This window comes from Bacillus lumedeiriae, assembly GCF_044891285.1.
In the GTDB taxonomy this organism is placed as follows: Bacteria; Bacillota; Bacilli; order Bacillales; family Domibacillaceae; genus Pseudobacillus; species Pseudobacillus lumedeiriae.
The window spans coordinates 267,558-282,517 of the sequence record NZ_JAUIYO010000003.1 but is presented as its reverse complement, the minus strand read 5'-3'; the positions used below and the strand labels follow the sequence as shown (position 1 = coordinate 282,517).

Here is a 14,960-nt window from a genome sequence, read left to right as displayed (position 1 = left end):
CGTCGGGCTCATAACCCGAAGGTCGCAGGTTCAAATCCTGTCCCCGCAATCATGGTCCGGTAGTTCAGTTGGTTAGAATGCCTGCCTGTCACGCAGGAGGTCGCGGGTTCGAGTCCCGTCCGGACCGCCATATTTTTTTCAGTAGACTAACCTCTACTGTTACTATATATATCTTGTGTGGCTCAGTAGCTCAGTCGGTAGAGCAATGGACTGAAAATCCATGTGTCGGCGGTTCGATTCCGTCCTGAGCCACCATTTTTATGTTCTCATTTCTCTTTTTCATTAGATATGGAGGGGTAGCGAAGTGGCTAAACGCGGCGGACTGTAAATCCGCTCCCTCAGGGTTCGGCGGTTCGAATCCGTCCCCCTCCACCATTTACTAGATAGCTATGGCGGTCGTGGCGAAGTGGTTAACGCATCGGATTGTGGCTCCGACACTCGGGGGTTCGATTCCCCTCGATCGCCCCATATATATGATTAATGGGCTATAGCCAAGCGGTAAGGCAACGGACTTTGACTCCGTCATGCGCTGGTTCGAATCCAGCTAGCCCAGCCATCCAATCTTAAAGGCAGCATAGCCAAGTGGTAAGGCAGAGGTCTGCAAAACCTTTATCACCGGTTCAAATCCGGTTGCTGCCTCCAGTTCTAGACAGGCGGGTGTAGTTTAATGGTAAAACCTCAGCCTTCCAAGCTGATGTCGTGGGTTCGATTCCCATCACCCGCTCCATTTATTTATCTAAATGGGCCTGTAGCTCAGCTGGTTAGAGCGCACGCCTGATAAGCGTGAGGTCGATGGTTCAAGTCCATTCAGGCCCACTCCATTCCGCAGTAGCTCAGTGGTAGAGCAATCGGCTGTTAACCGATCGGTCGCAAGTTCGAATCTTGCCTGCGGAGTTATTTTATTTTTATGGGGAAGTACTCAAGAGGCTGAAGAGGCGCCCCTGCTAAGGGTGTAGGTCGCGTAAGCGGCGCGAGGGTTCAAATCCCTCCTTCTCCGTTCTACATTACATCATGACATCATGCGCCTTTAGCTCAGCTGGATAGAGCATACGCCTTCTAAGCGTACGGTCAGAGGTTCGAATCCTCTAAGGCGCGTAAAAGAAATAGATGATTAGAGCTTTTTCGTTCACCGTCTACATAGACGAGCGAAGAAGCTTTTTTCTGTTTGTCCAGGGAATTGTCCGAGTGTTCAATAGGTGCAGCGTAGGAAACAGAGCAAGCGATTGCAGACATTCTAACGGTTAGTCATAGTGAAGACAATGAAGTATATGAAATGGCCTTTAAGTGTTTAGTGGATTTGAACATGAAGGAAGAATGATAAAAACAAACGTAGAAATTTTAAGAGGAGGCTGTCTCCAAACGAAATGAGACAGCCTCCTCTTTCATTCCCTTTATTCAGAGAAAGTACTACAAAGAAGGGAGGTCGTTCAGATGGTAAAAAGTTAAACAGGATCCCTAGATTAAGCTTTTATAAAACACTAAATTTTTCGTCTCGCACGTCACTAATAAACATATGACCGGGAGCATGAGTAATCATAAGTGAAGGTTTGCTTTGTAAAGCTACCGCTTGAGGGGTAACACCGCAAGCCCAAAAAACAGGAATTTCTCCTTCTTTGATTGTGACTGCATCGCCGAAATCAGGTTTTGAAATATCAGCAATTCCAATTTGACTAGGGTCACCGATATGAATAGGTGATCCATGTACTGAAGGGAAGCGGCTAGTAATTTGAATCGCGCGAATCGCATCCTCATGCGACATTGGACGCATACTCACAACAGTGGGACCTTCAAATACTCCCGCTTTTTCACAAGGAATATTTGTTTTATACATTGGGACGTTCCGGTTTTCTTCGATATGTCGAACAGGGATGCCGCTATCAAGAAGCGGTGTTTCAAAAGTAAAGCTGCAGCCTAGTAAGAAACCGACCATATCATCTTCCCAATATTCAGTAATATCTGTTGTCTCTTCTGTGAAAACCCCATCTTTGTAAATGCGATATTTAGGAATATCTTTGCGAATATCAGCTTCTTTAGCGATTTTACTCGGATGGAAAGAGCCGGGTTCTGTGACATCTAATAAAGGACACGGCTTCGGATTCCGCTGGCAGAATAGCAAGAAATCAAAGGCGTATTCTTTTTTTAGAATAACTAAATTTGCTTGGGTGAATCCTTTTGACATTCCCGCAGTTGGTTCTGTAATTTCTTGTTTACGAATGAGTTCTCTCACTTCACTTGGAGCCATATATTCATAGTTGATCATATCCTAAATCTCCTTGCGATATTATTTAAATAATAATGGTATTTGTTCAATTAGTGTCCGGATCCCTAAATATCCCATGATGAGTACGACGAATCCTCCTGAAATCGTTAACCATAGTGGATGTTTATAGTCCCCAACGATATTCTTCTTGTAAGCAGCTATTAACAGCGTTCCTAGTGCTATTGGTAAAATAAGGGCATTAAGGGCCCCGACTAATAATAAAACATTGACAGGTCGTCCAACTAAAGAAAACGTGATCGTTGACACTAAAATAAATAAGATAATAATCCAATTATGATACTTTTCAATGACTGGGCTGAATGAACGAATAAATGAAACCGATGTATAAGCGGCACCTACGACAGATGTAATGGCAGCTGCCCACATAATCACACCAAACATTCGGTAACCAATATCGCCTGCAGCAAGCTGGAACACTGAAGCTGGAGGATTGTCTGGGTCAATGGCAAGCCCTTGCGACACAACTCCGAGTACAGCTAAAAATAACGCGACACGCATGATACCTGTAACAGCGATGCCTGTTATAGAACTTTTTGTTACTTCAGGTAAGGATTCAACCCCTTTAATTCCCGCATCTAACAGACGATGCCCGCCGGCAAATGTAATGTATCCTCCGACTGTTCCGCCAACGAGTGTTACGATCGCGAATATACTAATTTTTTCAGGAACGAACGTATTAGCGATGGCTTCTCCAACAGGCGGTGATGTCACGAAGGCCACATACAACATTAAGATGATCATAACGAAACCGGCCGCTTGAGCCGCTTTGTCCATTGCTTTGCCAGCTTCTTTAAAGACGAAAATAAAGATAGCAAATGCTGCACTAATAATGGCTCCTATAATAGGATCAATTCCAAGCATAGCATTTAATCCAAGCCCTGCTCCGGCGACGTTTCCAATATTAAATGCCAGACCGCCTATTACAATAATAGCGGCTAAAAACACGCCTAATCCAGGAAGGACTTTGTTAGCGATCTCTTGACCCCGCAGTCCTGATACAGTAATGATCCGCCAAACATTTATTTGCGCAAAAACGTCTAAAAGTAATGAAATTAAAATAACAAATGCAAAACTTGCGGCTAATTGCTGAGTAAATACCGTTGTTTGAGTTAGAAATCCAGGGCCAATCGATGATGTAGCCATTAAAAAAGCGGCACCGAGCAAGACGCTCGTACTAGCCTTCTTTTTCGCTTTTACTTTTTCATGTTGTTGTTCTGCCATAAAGGTGTCTCCATTCTATTTAAATAATTGATGAAACAACAATCTTGTTATTTTCTAATGTTTCTTTAATATATTTCGCGAAAGCAAGTGCATGTTCACCGTCTCCGTGAATGCAAACGGTGTCTGCTTTTAAAGGAACTTCCGTCTGTTGTTGAGAAGTGACTTTTCCTTCTGTCACCATTTTCACCACCTGTGATACCGATTGTTCTTGGTCTGTGATTAAAGCATCAGACTGAGAACGAGAAGTTAACGTACCATCAGATTGATACGTACGGTCAGCAAACACTTCATGTGCTGTACGTAAGCCGATCTTTTCTCCCGCTTTCGTCAATTCACTTCCAGCAAGTCCAAATAAAACTAAAGACGGCGAGATGTCATAGACCGCCTGGGCAATCGCTTCAGCAAGTTTGGCATCTTTTGCGGACATATTGTACAAAGCCCCATGTGGTTTAACATGCTGCATCGTTTCATTGCATGTAGATAAGAAGCCTTGAAGAGCACCCATTTGATAAACAACCATATCATATGCTTCTTGGGGTGTAATATTCATTTCACGGCGTCCGAATCCATTTAAATCCGGCAGGCCAGGATGGGCACCAATTTTCACACCATTTTTAATGGCAAGATGAACCGTTTCCCTCATCACACTTGGATCGCCTGCGTGAAAACCACACGCAATATTCGCTGATGTGACATATTTTAATATTTCTTGTTGTTCACTAAGTTTATACCGGCCAAAACTTTCCCCTAAATCACAATTTAAATCGACTTTAAACATTCTTTTCTTCCCCTCCAATATTTACTGTACTTCCCTTCATTAAAGGTAAGCGCTTGCAAAATAATTATCCATATTGTTCCGAATTGAGGAACAATGGTTTTGAAAAGTAAATTTAGTTTATCATAAAAAAAAAAATCTGAATAGATATTATTATTTAAATTATTGAAAATGCTGAAATGAAACAATTATGAAATTTTCACACTTGTTTTTTTATTTTTGAATAATTATAATTTAAATAATCCGTTTTTAAGAACGTTAGTACCGAATTTAGAAACTAATGGAGGTGTTGAAATGAGTCATTGTTTCACCCAAGCCAACATAAAACCTTTAGGTGATTCTGCGCTGATTGTACAGCTTGGTGAAGGAATAAGCCCGGCTATTCACCAAAAAGTCCAGGCATTATCATCATTGTTGAATATGAATCCTTTTGATGGATTTGTGGAGTCTGTACCGGCTTTTAACAATATTACAATCCATTACAACCCAGTTGTCGTAATGAATAACCTGGTCAATCACCAATCACCAATCACTTCTTTTCAAGTAGTTTGTTCGCATGTGAATGAATTAATTCAACAGATGGATGAAAGTAAAAGTGTGGAAGCAAGACTAGTTGAGATTCCTGTCTTATATGGAGGGGAATATGGTCCTGATTTAGATTATGTAGCATCGTATCACAAGATATCGGCAGAAGAAGTGATCCGAATACATACACAAAGTGAATGTTTAGTGTATATGTTAGGATTTGCTCCCGGATTTCCATTCATGGGAGGAATGGATGAAAGAATTGCAACGCCTCGCAGAGAGACGCCTAGGTTAGCGATTGCACCTGGGTCAGTCGGAATAGCTGGAAAACAAACAGGGGTTTATCCATTAGAAACACCTGGAGGCTGGCAGATTATTGGGCGTACTCCATTGGAATTATTTCGTCCAGATCTTTCGCCGCCGACATTGCTGCAAGCTGGAGACAAGATTAAATTTGTTCAAATTTCTCCTGAAGAATATCACGCGTATAAGGAGAGTAAGCTATGACTGTAACAGTGCTTAATCCGGGACTGCTGACAAGTGTACAAGACTTGGGAAGATACGGTTCCCAACAGTATGGTGTTATTGTTAGTGGAGCAATGGATAAATATTCGCTAAGAGCAGCAAATTTACTAGTAGGAAATCAAGAAAATGAAGGCGCTTTAGAAATTACTTTATTTGGTACATCTCTTCAATTTGCAGAAGATAGGTTAATCGCTATAACAGGCGGCGATTTACGTGCTGAGATTGATGGTGAGAAAGCGCCAACATGGCAGCCGCTATTTGTGAGAAAAGGCTCGATATTACAATTCAAATCTCCTTTAAAAGGATGCCGGGCATATGTAGCTTTTGCCGGAGGGCTGGCTATTCCGGAAGTAATGGGAAGCAAAAGCACATACCTTCGCGCAGGAATAGGGGGATTTAAAGGCAGAGCTTTGCAAAAAGGCGATGTCATTGAATGCGGCGAAATGAATGAGTTTAGTACGTTGTTATTTGATAAATTAAGTAAGAAACATGGCGGCGTTACGTGGACAGTTAATTATGATGCACTTATCAGTTTGCAGCAAACCCAGACGATACGTGTGATAAGGGGCACCGAGTTCGATCGATTCGATGAAAAAAGTAAAAAAACACTTTTTCAAGAACCTTACACATTAACGACTCAAGCCGATCGGATGGGATACCGAATGGAAGGTCCTTCACTTTCTTTAGAAAAGGAATTTGAATTACTGTCTGAAGGTGTCACACACGGAACCATTCAAGTACCGCCAAACGGACATCCTATTATTTTAATGGCGGACCGTCAAACAACAGGCGGCTATCCAAAGATCGGTCAAATTATCTCAGCTGATTTACCAAGTATGGCGCAGCTGCAGCCAACTGCCAAAATACATTTCAAAGAAGTTTCACATGAAGAAGCAGAGATGGAATTATTAAAGAAAGAGCAAATCATCAATCAGATAAAAATAGGGATCCGCTTTAAAGGACTTTACTTATGAGAGGAAATGACACAATGAAAGTAACTGAGTTCAAAGAATTAATTGACTATATTGAGCAGTCTTCTATCGATGTACTTAAATTAGAGAACAAAGATATAAAACTATATTTTCAAAAGCAGAATGCGGTGAGTGTGGCAATAGATTTAGCAGAACAAGAAACTCAAGCAGTACAAACGGTTACAATAGATGAACCGATCATGGATGGAGAACAGCCTCCATCAACTAAAGAGGATGGCCTTCATCAAATCACGTCTCCTATGGTTGGAACCTTTTATTTACGTTCGAACCCAGATGCAGAACCTTTTGTTCAAGTAGGGTCAATAGTTGAAAAGAACCAGCCAGTTTGTGTGTTAGAAGCAATGAAGCTGTTTAATGAAGTCGTATCAGATGTTGACGGAGAAATAGTAGAAATATTAGCTGAAGATGGGAAAATTATTGAATTTGGACAACCTTTATTTATTGTAAAGGTGAGTGGATAATATGTTGAAGAAAATATTGATCGCTAACCGCGGGGAAATAGCTGTCCGAATTATCAGAGCATGCAAAGAGATGAATATTCAAACAGTGGCTATTTATTCTGAAGCAGATAAAGAGGCGCTTCATGTTAAATTAGCAGACGAAGCCTATTGTATAGGGAAAGCTCCTTCTAAAGAAAGCTATCTTAATACGGTTAATATCATAAGTATTGCAACGATCACTGGAGTGGATGGAATTCATCCCGGCTATGGGTTTCTAGCAGAAAATGCGGATTTCTCTGAATTATGCCGTGATTGCCGTATTGCATTCATCGGCCCCTCGCCGCAAGCCATTCGAAAAATGGGAATCAAGGATGTGGCCAGAGATACGATGAAAGAAGCCGGCGTGCCGATCGTACCTGGTTCAGACGGAATCATAAAAGATTATGAGGAAGGTGTAAAGATTGCAGAGAAAATAGGCTTTCCAGTGATCATTAAAGCGACAGCAGGCGGCGGCGGAAAAGGGATACGGGTGGCCTACGACCAAGAGGAATTAAAAAAAGGGATAGAGGTCACACAACAGGAAGCTGAGACGGCCTTTGGAAATCCTGGGGTGTATTTAGAAAAGTTTATCGAAGATTTTCGTCATGTAGAAATTCAAATCATGGCAGATTCGCACGGAAACGTCATACATTTAGGTGAACGTGATTGTACGATTCAACGAAGAATGCAAAAGCTCATCGAAGAAACTCCATCACCCGCTATTTCCCCCGAAACCCGGGAAAAAATGGGGGAAGCGGCTGTTCTAGCAGCAAAAGCAGTTGATTATGTGGGCGCTGGTACAGTTGAATTTATATATGATCACAAAGAAGATACATTCTATTTCATGGAGATGAACACTCGTATTCAAGTAGAACATCCGATCACAGAGATGGTTACTGGAGTCGACTTGATTAAAGAACAGATTCGAGCAGCTTCCGGCTATCCGTTACAATTGAAGCAAGAAGATGTAACGATGACGGGATGGTCGATGGAATGTAGAATTAATGCCGAAAATCCAGCCAAAAATTTCATGCCTTCACCAGGGGAAGTAAAAGAATATACGTTGCCTGGAGGCTTTGGGGTTCGAGTAGATTCTGCGGTGTATGCAGGATATAAAATACCTCCATTTTATGATTCAATGGTTGCTAAGTTAATTGTCCATGGCAGAACAAGAGAAGAAGCGATTGCGAAAATGGTCCGCGCTTTAGACGAGTTTATTGTAGAGGGCGTTTCAACAACGATCCCATTCCATAAAGCCCTTTTACAAAACGAAGTATTTTTAAGCGGAAACTTTAATACGAATTTTCTTGAAACATATAGTTTAGATATAGAAGAAAACTAAACCGAAAACATCCCCTATTTATTCCTGAGAAAACAGGTAAATAGAGGATGTTTTTTTATGCTTTAATATATCCTAATCGTTCAGAAATTTGTTGGGCCGCCCGCTTTACTTTTTCTGCAAAAATAGATATATTTTCATTTTGATAATTCGCTTCAATACCAGCAATACTAATACCGGCAACGACATCGCCTTTATGGTCGAAAATAGGAGCAGCGATCGCAGATGTATGATTCTCTAATTCAGAATGACTAATCGTGTAACCGTCTTGTTGAGCTTGTCTAATCGTTTGATATAAACATTCTTTATCAGTGATCGTTCCCGTCGCAAAAGGTTTTAGGTCAACCGATTCAATATAGTGATCAATTTCCATACTTGGTAAAAAAGATAAAATGATTCGAGAACAAGCCCCAGCGTATAAAGGACTTCTTCTGCCGATGGCTGTATATAAGCGGACTTTTTGGTTTGTATCGATTTTTTCAATATATATAGCTTCATTGCCTTGTTTAACAATCAAATTAATGGCTTCATCTACATCATTATGCAGCTCTTGCATAATGGGGAGGGCGATTTGCCGAATATCAAGTCTTAAAGAAACGAGATGACCGAAATTAAGAAATAGTAGTCCTAATCGATATTTTGAATCTGTTCCTTTTTCTAAGAATCCCATTTCCTCCAAAGATGTTAACATACGATAGACGGAAGTTTTCGGAATGCCCGATAACTCAATAATTTCTTGGAATGTTAATTGTGCATGATCTATAAATAAATTTAAAATATCCATGGAACGGACAACTGTTTTATTTTTACTATACATGACTGATCTCCTTTATGTAGACATTATACTTTGCCTATTTGAGAATTTAAAATGGGGCCACTACCAAACTATCTACATAGGAAGTGGGAAAACGAATGATCAATACGGCTTAATCTTATCATATCAAATTTTTAAAAGAGGTAGAAGGTGAGAGAAAACTTAGATGAATGGCCGCTCCTTATTACTGAATATGTAAATCCTATTTAATGTTTCAATCTCTGAATGATCCCCATTCTTAGCAGCATTAAAAAAGTATGCGAAACTTCTTGTTAAAGAAGTAGAGAAATGGAAGGAGAAAGCGAATTTAGTGTTCCGCCCGCATCAGCAAGTCCCTATCCTTTTTCCACACCTTTATCCTTTTCAAGAATACGATGAACTAAAATGAAAAAGGGATGAAGAACGATGCCGATTGCGTTACCAGTGAATATTGAAACGGTTAAAATCAGCGGCGGGCCGAATAAAACCGTCTTTTATCCTAGGGTAACCGGTATGGAAAATCAGAGGCTGGAAAGAGCAATGAACGAGACGATTGCTTATCAAACACAGCAGCTCATCAAGCAGCAAGTGGGGAATATGCCGACGACAGTGACGGAAATGATTGGATCGTATGAAATCAAAAATAACCAGCGCCAGGTTTTGAGTCTGTCACTCTCTAATTATACGTATCACTTCCATGCCGCCCACGGGATGACGTATATAAAGTCGTTGACGTTTGATCTGAAGCAAGGGAAGCTATGTCAACTGAAAGATTTATTTAAACCGGGAAGTGACTATGTGAAAAGACTTTCTGACTTGATCCGTGTGCAGATCAAACAGCGGGATATTCCGCTCCTGGACGGTTTCACAGCCATTCAGCCGAATCAAGACTTTTACATTGCTGACAAAGCGCTCGTGATCTACTTTCAGCTGTACGAAATCACTCCTTATGTTGTCGGCTTACCGATGTTTCCGATCTCTGTCTTTGATTTACAGGATATTATCGACGAGAATGGCCCGCTTGGACGGATGGCCGTGAATAACTAGCTAATCATAAAGGGAATCAGCGACAAACACCTATCAGGAAGAAGGAGTTCGAAAAAACAGCGAATTCCTTCATTTTTTTTTGATTGGTTAATATATTATCTGTAAGTGTATGAAATTTTCCCTTCTTATCTAGACGTTTATCCCGCATTAACTGGCAGTAAGATCCCCAGCTCAGGGGTGTAGATTGTTTCTAAGAAGCATAGGTGGAGGATCAACTGCCAGTAAACGCCCGATCCATTCAACTAACCATCAGTGGGGAGGAAGAAAACCCCCCACTGATGGAAGTTTCATGTTATCACATTTATTCTGTTTCTTCATACTGTAACTAGTAGTAATCGCTTTTCAAAAGGGATGGGATCAATGCCAGCAATCGTAGGAGCGGTAAAGGTAATTAGTATAGGGAACAGCAGCATTTTCAATATCGGTGACGTGTATACGATTTCTCCATCCAGCACAGCCAAAACCTTTGCTGGAGCGGGTTCTTTTAATACAGGGGATGGAATGCGCGTAAGAAATGAATATAGTTCCACGAATACGTATGACACAGACGGGGCCGATTCAAACATTGAGACGGTGATTTAAACATGTTTGACAAAGGAGGAGATCGCATGAATGTTCATATTCATCAAAGCATCGTGATCCACAACTTAAAAATTGATGCGATTTCCAACTCTTCCTTTTTGCAAATCGGCAGTGCCGGCATGATTAAAGCGTTGTCCAATCTTTATAATACGGGGGGATTTACTGAACCGGCTCCAGAAGCGAGGGAGCCGGCACCGCGCCCTTTTTTTGTTCCGCTTACTCCACCGGCTCGTACTTAATCATCGTAACGAACATTTTTTATAATCTAGCTGTAAGGGGGAGATTTTATGTATTTTGATTATTCTCATATGATACATAATCTCCAAAAAATATATGAGCAAATGGAATTTCAGAGGAGCAAAATCACTCAGCTGGAAGCGGATGTAGAAAAGCTTCGGCAGGAAGTTCAATCGTTAAAAAAAAACCAGTGGTCCAAGATTGAAAGAATTGAATATAAATTTGATCAATTAAAAGTGGAAAGGCTGGAAGGTACGTTAAATATCGGCATCACGCCTCACAGCGGGGATGGGACGATTGAAGATTTTTCCGTTGATCAAAACGAAGTAACCGTTCCGTCCATGAACCCGCAGCAGCGGCTAATGTTATTTGGAAACATTCAGCGGCAAGTTCATGAGTATTTAAATGGGGATTGTTATCCAGCTCTGAGGGAGATTGAGCAGAAGAAAAATCAGCTGTTAGATGCCGATTACCGGAAATATATTATTGACGATATTAGAAAGCAGATTGATTCACGTGTTCATTATTATCTCAACCAAATGAACATGAGTCATATGGAGAAAGAACAGCTGGCAGAGGTGGAAGAAAGAACGGTCCGTAGAGTAAAGGAAGATATTCATAAGACATATGATGAATTTATTGCTCAGCTGCCGAAGGAGGGAGGATTTCTGAAATGAACTTCACGGTCGTTAATGAAAATATTTGTGTCAATCATATAGAGATTGGAGGAGTGTCGAGTTCCTCCGTTACTTTAGTTGGCGATACGGATTCGATTACGCTGTCATCTGTTTTTGATACACCGCTTGAGTCTTTAATGATCGGACCTTTTGTTCCTCTTTCTTCTGGGTAGAGGAGGTGTTCCATTGTTTAAGAGAACATCCGTCGTTAAACATATTCGCGTGGTCACCGTATCTGACAGCTCGGTTGTAGAAATTGGTGACTCTGCTGCTATGAAACTAGGGAATCGTGTGTTAGCTGTCCAACGTCAAACAGAGCTCTTTTACGGAAATGAAGGGAATTTTGAAGATTATCCGATTTTTTCAAAAGCGATTCCGGTTCTAAAAACAGATGAGAACCTTGCTTTTACAAGATACAATCTTTCTCCTTTCATCCGTGTAGGACATATTAATATCATTGGGGTCGCTTCATCCAGTGTGCTGCACATCGGATCAACGGGAATGATTCATGCGGATTCGAGAATCAAACATATTCGACAATTGTTACATGAATAAAAGCATGTTCTTCATTGTGATCGTAAGGAGAACTATGCACTGAAAAGGGTGTTCTTATGCCTTCAATTATTAGCGGGCCGTTTAAGGTGAATTCCAATGGCGGAGTGATGAACTTCGGGGATGCTTTGAATATTTCTCCAAAAAGTACATCTAAGAGTGTAGCGGGTTCAGGCGGGGGGAATACAGGGGATTTTATCATTACGAATAATGGAATCAGTGTAAGCAACGTGGCGGACCCTGATGCGGTCGATCAAAACCAAGCCGGAAATGTGTGATGACACATTGAGAAAAAGTGGTGAATATCCGTGGATCATTACTTTAATGGATGGGATTCTTTCTTTAAAAAGTTTTTTGAAGGGGAAATGGAAGGGAAACTCAATCATTATTTTAAAGGAGCAGAACATCAGCTGCGCGTGAATTTATACGAATCCAAAGATGAGCTTATGTGTTTGTTTCTTCTCCCAGGAGTCAAAAAAGTAGAGGATATTCATTTGAATGTGCACGAAAGGACATTGGAAGTCAGCTGTGACATCCGCCTCGAGCATAGCGGATTTCGTATCGTTCAAGAAGAATTTAACGAAGGGATATTCAGGCGGATGATTAATTTGCCATTTTCCGTACGAACAGATCGGATTGATGCTTCCTATAAAAGGGGGCTGCTCGCCGTTCACTTATTCCGCCTTATCCCGCGCAGCGACAGCCAAAGCATTTTAATTAAGGATGGCGAATAAAGCTATAGTAATGGCCTGGTGATCCGTTTCTCACTGAATCACCAGGCCATCTTTGTGGGGGGAAGGGGGAAATAAAAAAGAGAAAGCGGGAATGGCCAATCGGTATCGATTGATGAGTCAGTTATGTACAAAACTAGGCAGCTCATTCACAAGCAAACAGGCGGACGGATACCGCTTGTTCTGTTATTTCTGTGCCAGCGCACGTGTGGAGGGGACAGAGGGGAATGGCAGGTAATAGCTTCTTCTTTGGATTTTTCATAGAATCCTGCTGCGCACCTTTGTATCCATATGAATCCGCATTGTTTCATAAGAAAATAAACCTATCAAAGCTCGGCTTCATGATAAAATCTTTGATGCCTCATTTCAAGGGCTCAAATTTTCAGCTGGCGTATGAAGACAAGGCTAGTAACTGATATTTGTTAATCAATATATCTAGTTCTTCGCTATATTTAATTGTTTCATCATTAGTCAGACCTTTAGATAATCCAGCAGAAATCATTAAATGCCGGACAGTATTAATTTGGTCCATTAATTCATTAACTGTTTCATTGTTCATCATTCTCATCTTCTCCTAATCTAATAGTACAGTTTTGAGAATATTCGTGTTATTTAACATTATATGACTCCTAGGTCATACAGAAAAGGGGTTCGACAAAAGTTCTAGAAAAACTCCATTTTATTTAATAGGCGGGAGTCAAGAAATGTTCAGGAGATGACAAAACAAAGGGCTGCCATACAGTCAGGAGAGACCGGCTGTATGGCAGCCCTTTGTTTTTGCGGTCAACATTCATTGGTTTTCCGTCGATCGTGCGGCAGATGCGGTCGACTATGTCGGAAATACGGTCGAGATTCAGCGATATACGGTCGCCCAGCCCTTATCTCCTAAAGAAGTTCTCTGTATAGTAAGGCTGGAATTTCTCATTAAAGGCAACACCCACACCTAGAAAGCGATATTCTGGTCGAAGGATGTTTTCCCGGTGTCCGAGGGAGTTCATGAGTCCTTCGTGTGCAAAGATGCTGTTAAATTGTCCATAGGCAAGGTTTTCTCCAGCTGCCGTGTAGAAAATGTGATCCTTATCCATTCGGTCAAATGGAGACTGTCCCTGCAGGTTCGTATGGGAAAAGTAATGATGCGCAGCCATATCTATACTATGTTTTTTTGCCGTTTCTTTCACTTCATCGTCCCATGTCAAAATCGGGAGGCGGTGATTCACGCGGGCTGCGTTCGTCAAGTCAAACAGTTGGTACGCAAAGCCTTCTTCTAGCTGCTTGCTTCCTTCTGTGTAAACGTCATTCTTTTTCTGTTCCAAATGTTTGCTGATAATCTGAATGGCCGTTACTGTATTGTTCTCATGCTTGTCGTAAAAAACCGTTACGTAGCTGTCATCCATATCGAATACGTCGTAGTCACGATCTTTTTCAAATTGAAGAAAGACGAGCCCTTTGCGCATGCCACTTAACGGCGTTCCTAATGATTGAAGAACGGTGTCCTTTGGAGTTCCCAGCTTAATCCCGCTTACGGACGCAATTAAATCTTGATTGGTATAAAGCCCCTCTACTTTATTTTCTTCATCATAGATGACCATCATGAAGTTTTGATAGTCTTTGTGATAGGTGTGCCATTCGGTTCCATACTCGTTATAAGACGAGCGTTTCGGAGGCCCGACCAGCTGCTCTACTTTTTCCTTACTATCCAGCAGTTCAATGTTGTGGACTGAGAAAGCTTGTTTCGCCGGCTTTTCTAAATGAGGCTTCTCCACGGGTGTCGTTTCCGATTGTTGTTGTGAAAGGGCAGTGACGGTATCATCTACTTCCATGATCAGCTGGTAAAAGCTCTGATAAAGAGTGTCCAATGCTGTTGCAACCGCTGGATCTTCTTTGAGAGCCAGGATATCCTCTTTAATATTCTCCAATGAAGGGAGAGTGTCTGTTTTTCCGAGCTGTTTTTCAATAAAAGGCCAAGAGACAAATAAAAGGAATAAAAGCAGTAAAGTGACAAATAGCCTCCTCAATGTGATGCCTTCCTTTCTAAATGAATGCGAGGTACGTCTGTACCTTTCTTAATTATAAGTTTTAACCATTACGATTCATATTAAAAGGCGTTTGCCTATTTATGGTGCCCGTGAAGCCAATTTCCATTAGGCAGACAGGCGCTTTTTACTTTTACAAAATCTGCTACTTTCGTTCTATTCTTTCATTAA

General features: G+C 41.2%; 18 protein-coding genes and 11 tRNA genes. 23 read left to right on the top strand and 6 right to left on the bottom strand.

The features are described from left to right. Positions 1-53 precede the first annotated feature (53 nt). The 11 genes from QYG89_RS07630 to QYG89_RS07580 all read left to right on the top strand — a co-directional run bounded on the left by QYG89_RS07630 (position 54) and on the right by QYG89_RS07580 (position 1,095). Positions 54-130 (top strand) — tRNA-Asp (locus QYG89_RS07630). Between the two features lie 49 nt (positions 131-179). Continuing rightward, positions 180-255: transfer RNA gene (locus QYG89_RS07625), tRNA-Phe, on the top strand. A 35-nt stretch (positions 256-290) separates the two neighbouring features. Continuing rightward, a tRNA-Tyr gene (locus QYG89_RS07620) sits at positions 291-375 on the top strand. Between the two features lie 17 nt (positions 376-392). Beyond that, a tRNA-His gene (locus QYG89_RS07615) sits at positions 393-468 on the top strand. Positions 469-481: 13 nt separating this feature from the next. Beyond that, positions 482-556 (top strand) — tRNA-Gln (locus tag QYG89_RS07610). A gap of 12 nt (positions 557-568) precedes the next feature. Continuing rightward, positions 569-642, top strand: a tRNA-Cys gene (locus QYG89_RS07605). Positions 643-653: 11 nt separating this feature from the next. Then, positions 654-727, top strand: a tRNA-Gly gene (locus QYG89_RS07600). A 15-nt stretch (positions 728-742) separates the two neighbouring features. Then, positions 743-816, top strand: a tRNA-Ile gene (locus QYG89_RS07595). 6 nt (positions 817-822) lie between these two features. Continuing rightward, positions 823-894: transfer RNA gene (locus tag QYG89_RS07590), tRNA-Asn, on the top strand. Positions 895-909: 15 nt separating this feature from the next. After that, positions 910-997, top strand: a tRNA-Ser gene (locus QYG89_RS07585). A 24-nt stretch (positions 998-1,021) separates the two neighbouring features. Then, a tRNA-Arg gene (locus QYG89_RS07580) sits at positions 1,022-1,095 on the top strand. Positions 1,096-1,468: 373 nt separating this feature from the next. Here QYG89_RS07580 and QYG89_RS07575 read toward each other — a convergent pair. Genes QYG89_RS07575 through QYG89_RS07565 form a run of 3 tightly spaced genes read right to left on the bottom strand, consistent with a single transcriptional unit; the run spans position 1,469 to position 4,280 of the window. Beyond that, a complete protein-coding gene (locus QYG89_RS07575; protein ID WP_404316188.1) occupies positions 1,469-2,260 on the bottom strand; it encodes a putative hydro-lyase in 792 nt (263 codons plus the stop codon). 21 nt (positions 2,261-2,281) lie between these two features. Continuing rightward, positions 2,282-3,502 (bottom strand): NRAMP family divalent metal transporter, encoded by a 1,221-nt coding sequence (locus QYG89_RS07570; RefSeq protein WP_404316187.1) that lies wholly within the window; start codon positions 3,500-3,502, stop codon positions 2,282-2,284. A gap of 19 nt (positions 3,503-3,521) precedes the next feature. Next, positions 3,522-4,280, bottom strand: coding sequence for a LamB/YcsF family protein (locus QYG89_RS07565; RefSeq protein ID WP_404316186.1), 759 nt, complete (start codon positions 4,278-4,280; stop codon positions 3,522-3,524). Positions 4,281-4,571: 291 nt separating this feature from the next. Here QYG89_RS07565 and pxpB point away from each other — a divergent pair, with 291 nt between their 5' ends. From pxpB to accC, 4 genes are read left to right on the top strand one after another with little or no spacing between them, the layout of a single operon-like run. Then, the gene (gene pxpB, locus QYG89_RS07560) at positions 4,572-5,309 is read left to right on the top strand and encodes a 5-oxoprolinase subunit PxpB (protein ID WP_404316185.1); all 738 of its coding nucleotides are present in this window, start codon (positions 4,572-4,574) and stop codon (positions 5,307-5,309) included. Further along, a complete protein-coding gene (locus QYG89_RS07555) occupies positions 5,306-6,301 on the top strand; it encodes a 5-oxoprolinase subunit C family protein (protein ID WP_404316184.1) in 996 nt (331 codons plus the stop codon). The genes pxpB and QYG89_RS07555 overlap by 4 nt, the downstream gene beginning before the upstream one ends. A gap of 14 nt (positions 6,302-6,315) precedes the next feature. Continuing rightward, entirely contained in the window at positions 6,316-6,780 is a 465-nt protein-coding gene (gene accB / locus QYG89_RS07550; RefSeq protein WP_404316183.1) for an acetyl-CoA carboxylase biotin carboxyl carrier protein, read from the top strand. 1 nt (position 6,781) lies between these two features. Further along, on the top strand, positions 6,782-8,140 hold the full coding sequence (accC, locus tag QYG89_RS07545; protein WP_404316182.1) for an acetyl-CoA carboxylase biotin carboxylase subunit: 1,359 nt from the start codon (positions 6,782-6,784) through the stop codon (positions 8,138-8,140). Between the two features lie 55 nt (positions 8,141-8,195). Here the strand turns inward: accC and QYG89_RS07540 are convergent, their stop codons facing one another. Beyond that, positions 8,196-8,954: an IclR family transcriptional regulator gene (locus QYG89_RS07540; protein ID WP_404316181.1), complete on the bottom strand. Its 759-nt coding sequence runs from the start codon at positions 8,952-8,954 to the stop codon at positions 8,196-8,198. A gap of 402 nt (positions 8,955-9,356) precedes the next feature. Between QYG89_RS07540 and QYG89_RS07535 the strand changes: the two genes are divergently transcribed. The 8 genes from QYG89_RS07535 (at position 9,357) to QYG89_RS07500 (ending at position 12,759) form a co-directional block, all read left to right on the top strand. Next, entirely contained in the window at positions 9,357-9,977 is a 621-nt protein-coding gene (locus QYG89_RS07535; RefSeq protein WP_404316180.1) for a DUF3298 and DUF4163 domain-containing protein, read from the top strand. Between the two features lie 360 nt (positions 9,978-10,337). After that, a complete protein-coding gene (locus tag QYG89_RS07530) occupies positions 10,338-10,559 on the top strand; it encodes a spore germination protein (RefSeq protein ID WP_404316178.1) in 222 nt (73 codons plus the stop codon). A gap of 26 nt (positions 10,560-10,585) precedes the next feature. Continuing rightward, positions 10,586-10,798, top strand: a complete 213-nt coding sequence (locus QYG89_RS07525; RefSeq protein ID WP_404316176.1) for a spore germination protein GerPB — start codon at positions 10,586-10,588, stop codon at positions 10,796-10,798. Positions 10,799-10,846: 48 nt separating this feature from the next. After that, positions 10,847-11,473 carry a spore germination protein GerPC gene (gene gerPC, locus QYG89_RS07520; RefSeq protein ID WP_404316173.1) on the top strand — a complete coding sequence of 209 codons (627 nt, stop codon included), beginning with the start codon at positions 10,847-10,849 and terminating at the stop codon, positions 11,471-11,473. After that, positions 11,470-11,646, top strand: coding sequence for a spore gernimation protein GerPD (locus QYG89_RS07515; RefSeq protein ID WP_404316171.1), 177 nt, complete (start codon positions 11,470-11,472; stop codon positions 11,644-11,646). Before gerPC ends, QYG89_RS07515 begins: the two co-directional genes overlap by 4 nt. Positions 11,647-11,659: 13 nt before the next feature. Continuing rightward, positions 11,660-12,028, top strand: a complete 369-nt coding sequence (locus QYG89_RS07510) for a spore germination protein GerPE (RefSeq protein ID WP_404316169.1) — start codon at positions 11,660-11,662, stop codon at positions 12,026-12,028. Positions 12,029-12,084: 56 nt separating this feature from the next. Continuing rightward, the gene (locus QYG89_RS07505; protein WP_404316167.1) at positions 12,085-12,303 is read left to right on the top strand and encodes a spore germination protein; all 219 of its coding nucleotides are present in this window, start codon (positions 12,085-12,087) and stop codon (positions 12,301-12,303) included. A gap of 30 nt (positions 12,304-12,333) precedes the next feature. Next, a complete protein-coding gene (locus QYG89_RS07500; RefSeq protein WP_404316165.1) occupies positions 12,334-12,759 on the top strand; it encodes an Hsp20/alpha crystallin family protein in 426 nt (141 codons plus the stop codon). A gap of 379 nt (positions 12,760-13,138) precedes the next feature. Here QYG89_RS07500 and QYG89_RS07495 read toward each other — a convergent pair whose 3' ends face one another. Both QYG89_RS07495 and QYG89_RS07490 read right to left on the bottom strand, forming a co-directional pair. After that, entirely contained in the window at positions 13,139-13,318 is a 180-nt protein-coding gene (locus tag QYG89_RS07495; protein ID WP_404316163.1) for an aspartyl-phosphate phosphatase Spo0E family protein, read from the bottom strand. Positions 13,319-13,634: 316 nt separating this feature from the next. Next, positions 13,635-14,771 (bottom strand): CAP domain-containing protein, encoded by a 1,137-nt coding sequence (locus tag QYG89_RS07490; RefSeq protein ID WP_404316161.1) that lies wholly within the window; start codon positions 14,769-14,771, stop codon positions 13,635-13,637. Positions 14,772-14,960 lie beyond the last annotated feature (189 nt).

Bases quoted from the DNA above. Each gene is read 5' to 3' on its own strand.
- QYG89_RS07575 (WP_404316188.1), bottom strand. From the start codon at position 2,260: ATGATCAACTATGAATATATGGCTCCAAGTGAAGTGAGAGAACTCATT.
- QYG89_RS07570 (WP_404316187.1), bottom strand. From the start codon at position 3,502: ATGGCAGAACAACAACATGAAAAAGTAAAAGCGAAAAAGAAGGCTAGT.
- QYG89_RS07565 (WP_404316186.1), bottom strand. From the start codon at position 4,280: ATGTTTAAAGTCGATTTAAATTGTGATTTAGGGGAAAGTTTTGGCCGG.
- pxpB (WP_404316185.1), top strand. From the start codon at position 4,572: ATGAGTCATTGTTTCACCCAAGCCAACATAAAACCTTTAGGTGATTCT.
- QYG89_RS07555 (WP_404316184.1), top strand. From the start codon at position 5,306: ATGACTGTAACAGTGCTTAATCCGGGACTGCTGACAAGTGTACAAGAC.
- accB (WP_404316183.1), top strand. From the start codon at position 6,316: ATGAAAGTAACTGAGTTCAAAGAATTAATTGACTATATTGAGCAGTCT.
- accC (WP_404316182.1), top strand. From the start codon at position 6,782: ATGTTGAAGAAAATATTGATCGCTAACCGCGGGGAAATAGCTGTCCGA.
- QYG89_RS07540 (WP_404316181.1), bottom strand. From the start codon at position 8,954: ATGTATAGTAAAAATAAAACAGTTGTCCGTTCCATGGATATTTTAAAT.
- QYG89_RS07535 (WP_404316180.1), top strand. From the start codon at position 9,357: ATGCCGATTGCGTTACCAGTGAATATTGAAACGGTTAAAATCAGCGGC.
- QYG89_RS07530 (WP_404316178.1), top strand. From the start codon at position 10,338: ATGCCAGCAATCGTAGGAGCGGTAAAGGTAATTAGTATAGGGAACAGC.
- QYG89_RS07525 (WP_404316176.1), top strand. From the start codon at position 10,586: ATGAATGTTCATATTCATCAAAGCATCGTGATCCACAACTTAAAAATT.
- gerPC (WP_404316173.1), top strand. From the start codon at position 10,847: ATGTATTTTGATTATTCTCATATGATACATAATCTCCAAAAAATATAT.
- QYG89_RS07515 (WP_404316171.1), top strand. From the start codon at position 11,470: ATGAACTTCACGGTCGTTAATGAAAATATTTGTGTCAATCATATAGAG.
- QYG89_RS07505 (WP_404316167.1), top strand. From the start codon at position 12,085: ATGCCTTCAATTATTAGCGGGCCGTTTAAGGTGAATTCCAATGGCGGA.
- QYG89_RS07495 (WP_404316163.1), bottom strand. From the start codon at position 13,318: ATGATGAACAATGAAACAGTTAATGAATTAATGGACCAAATTAATACT.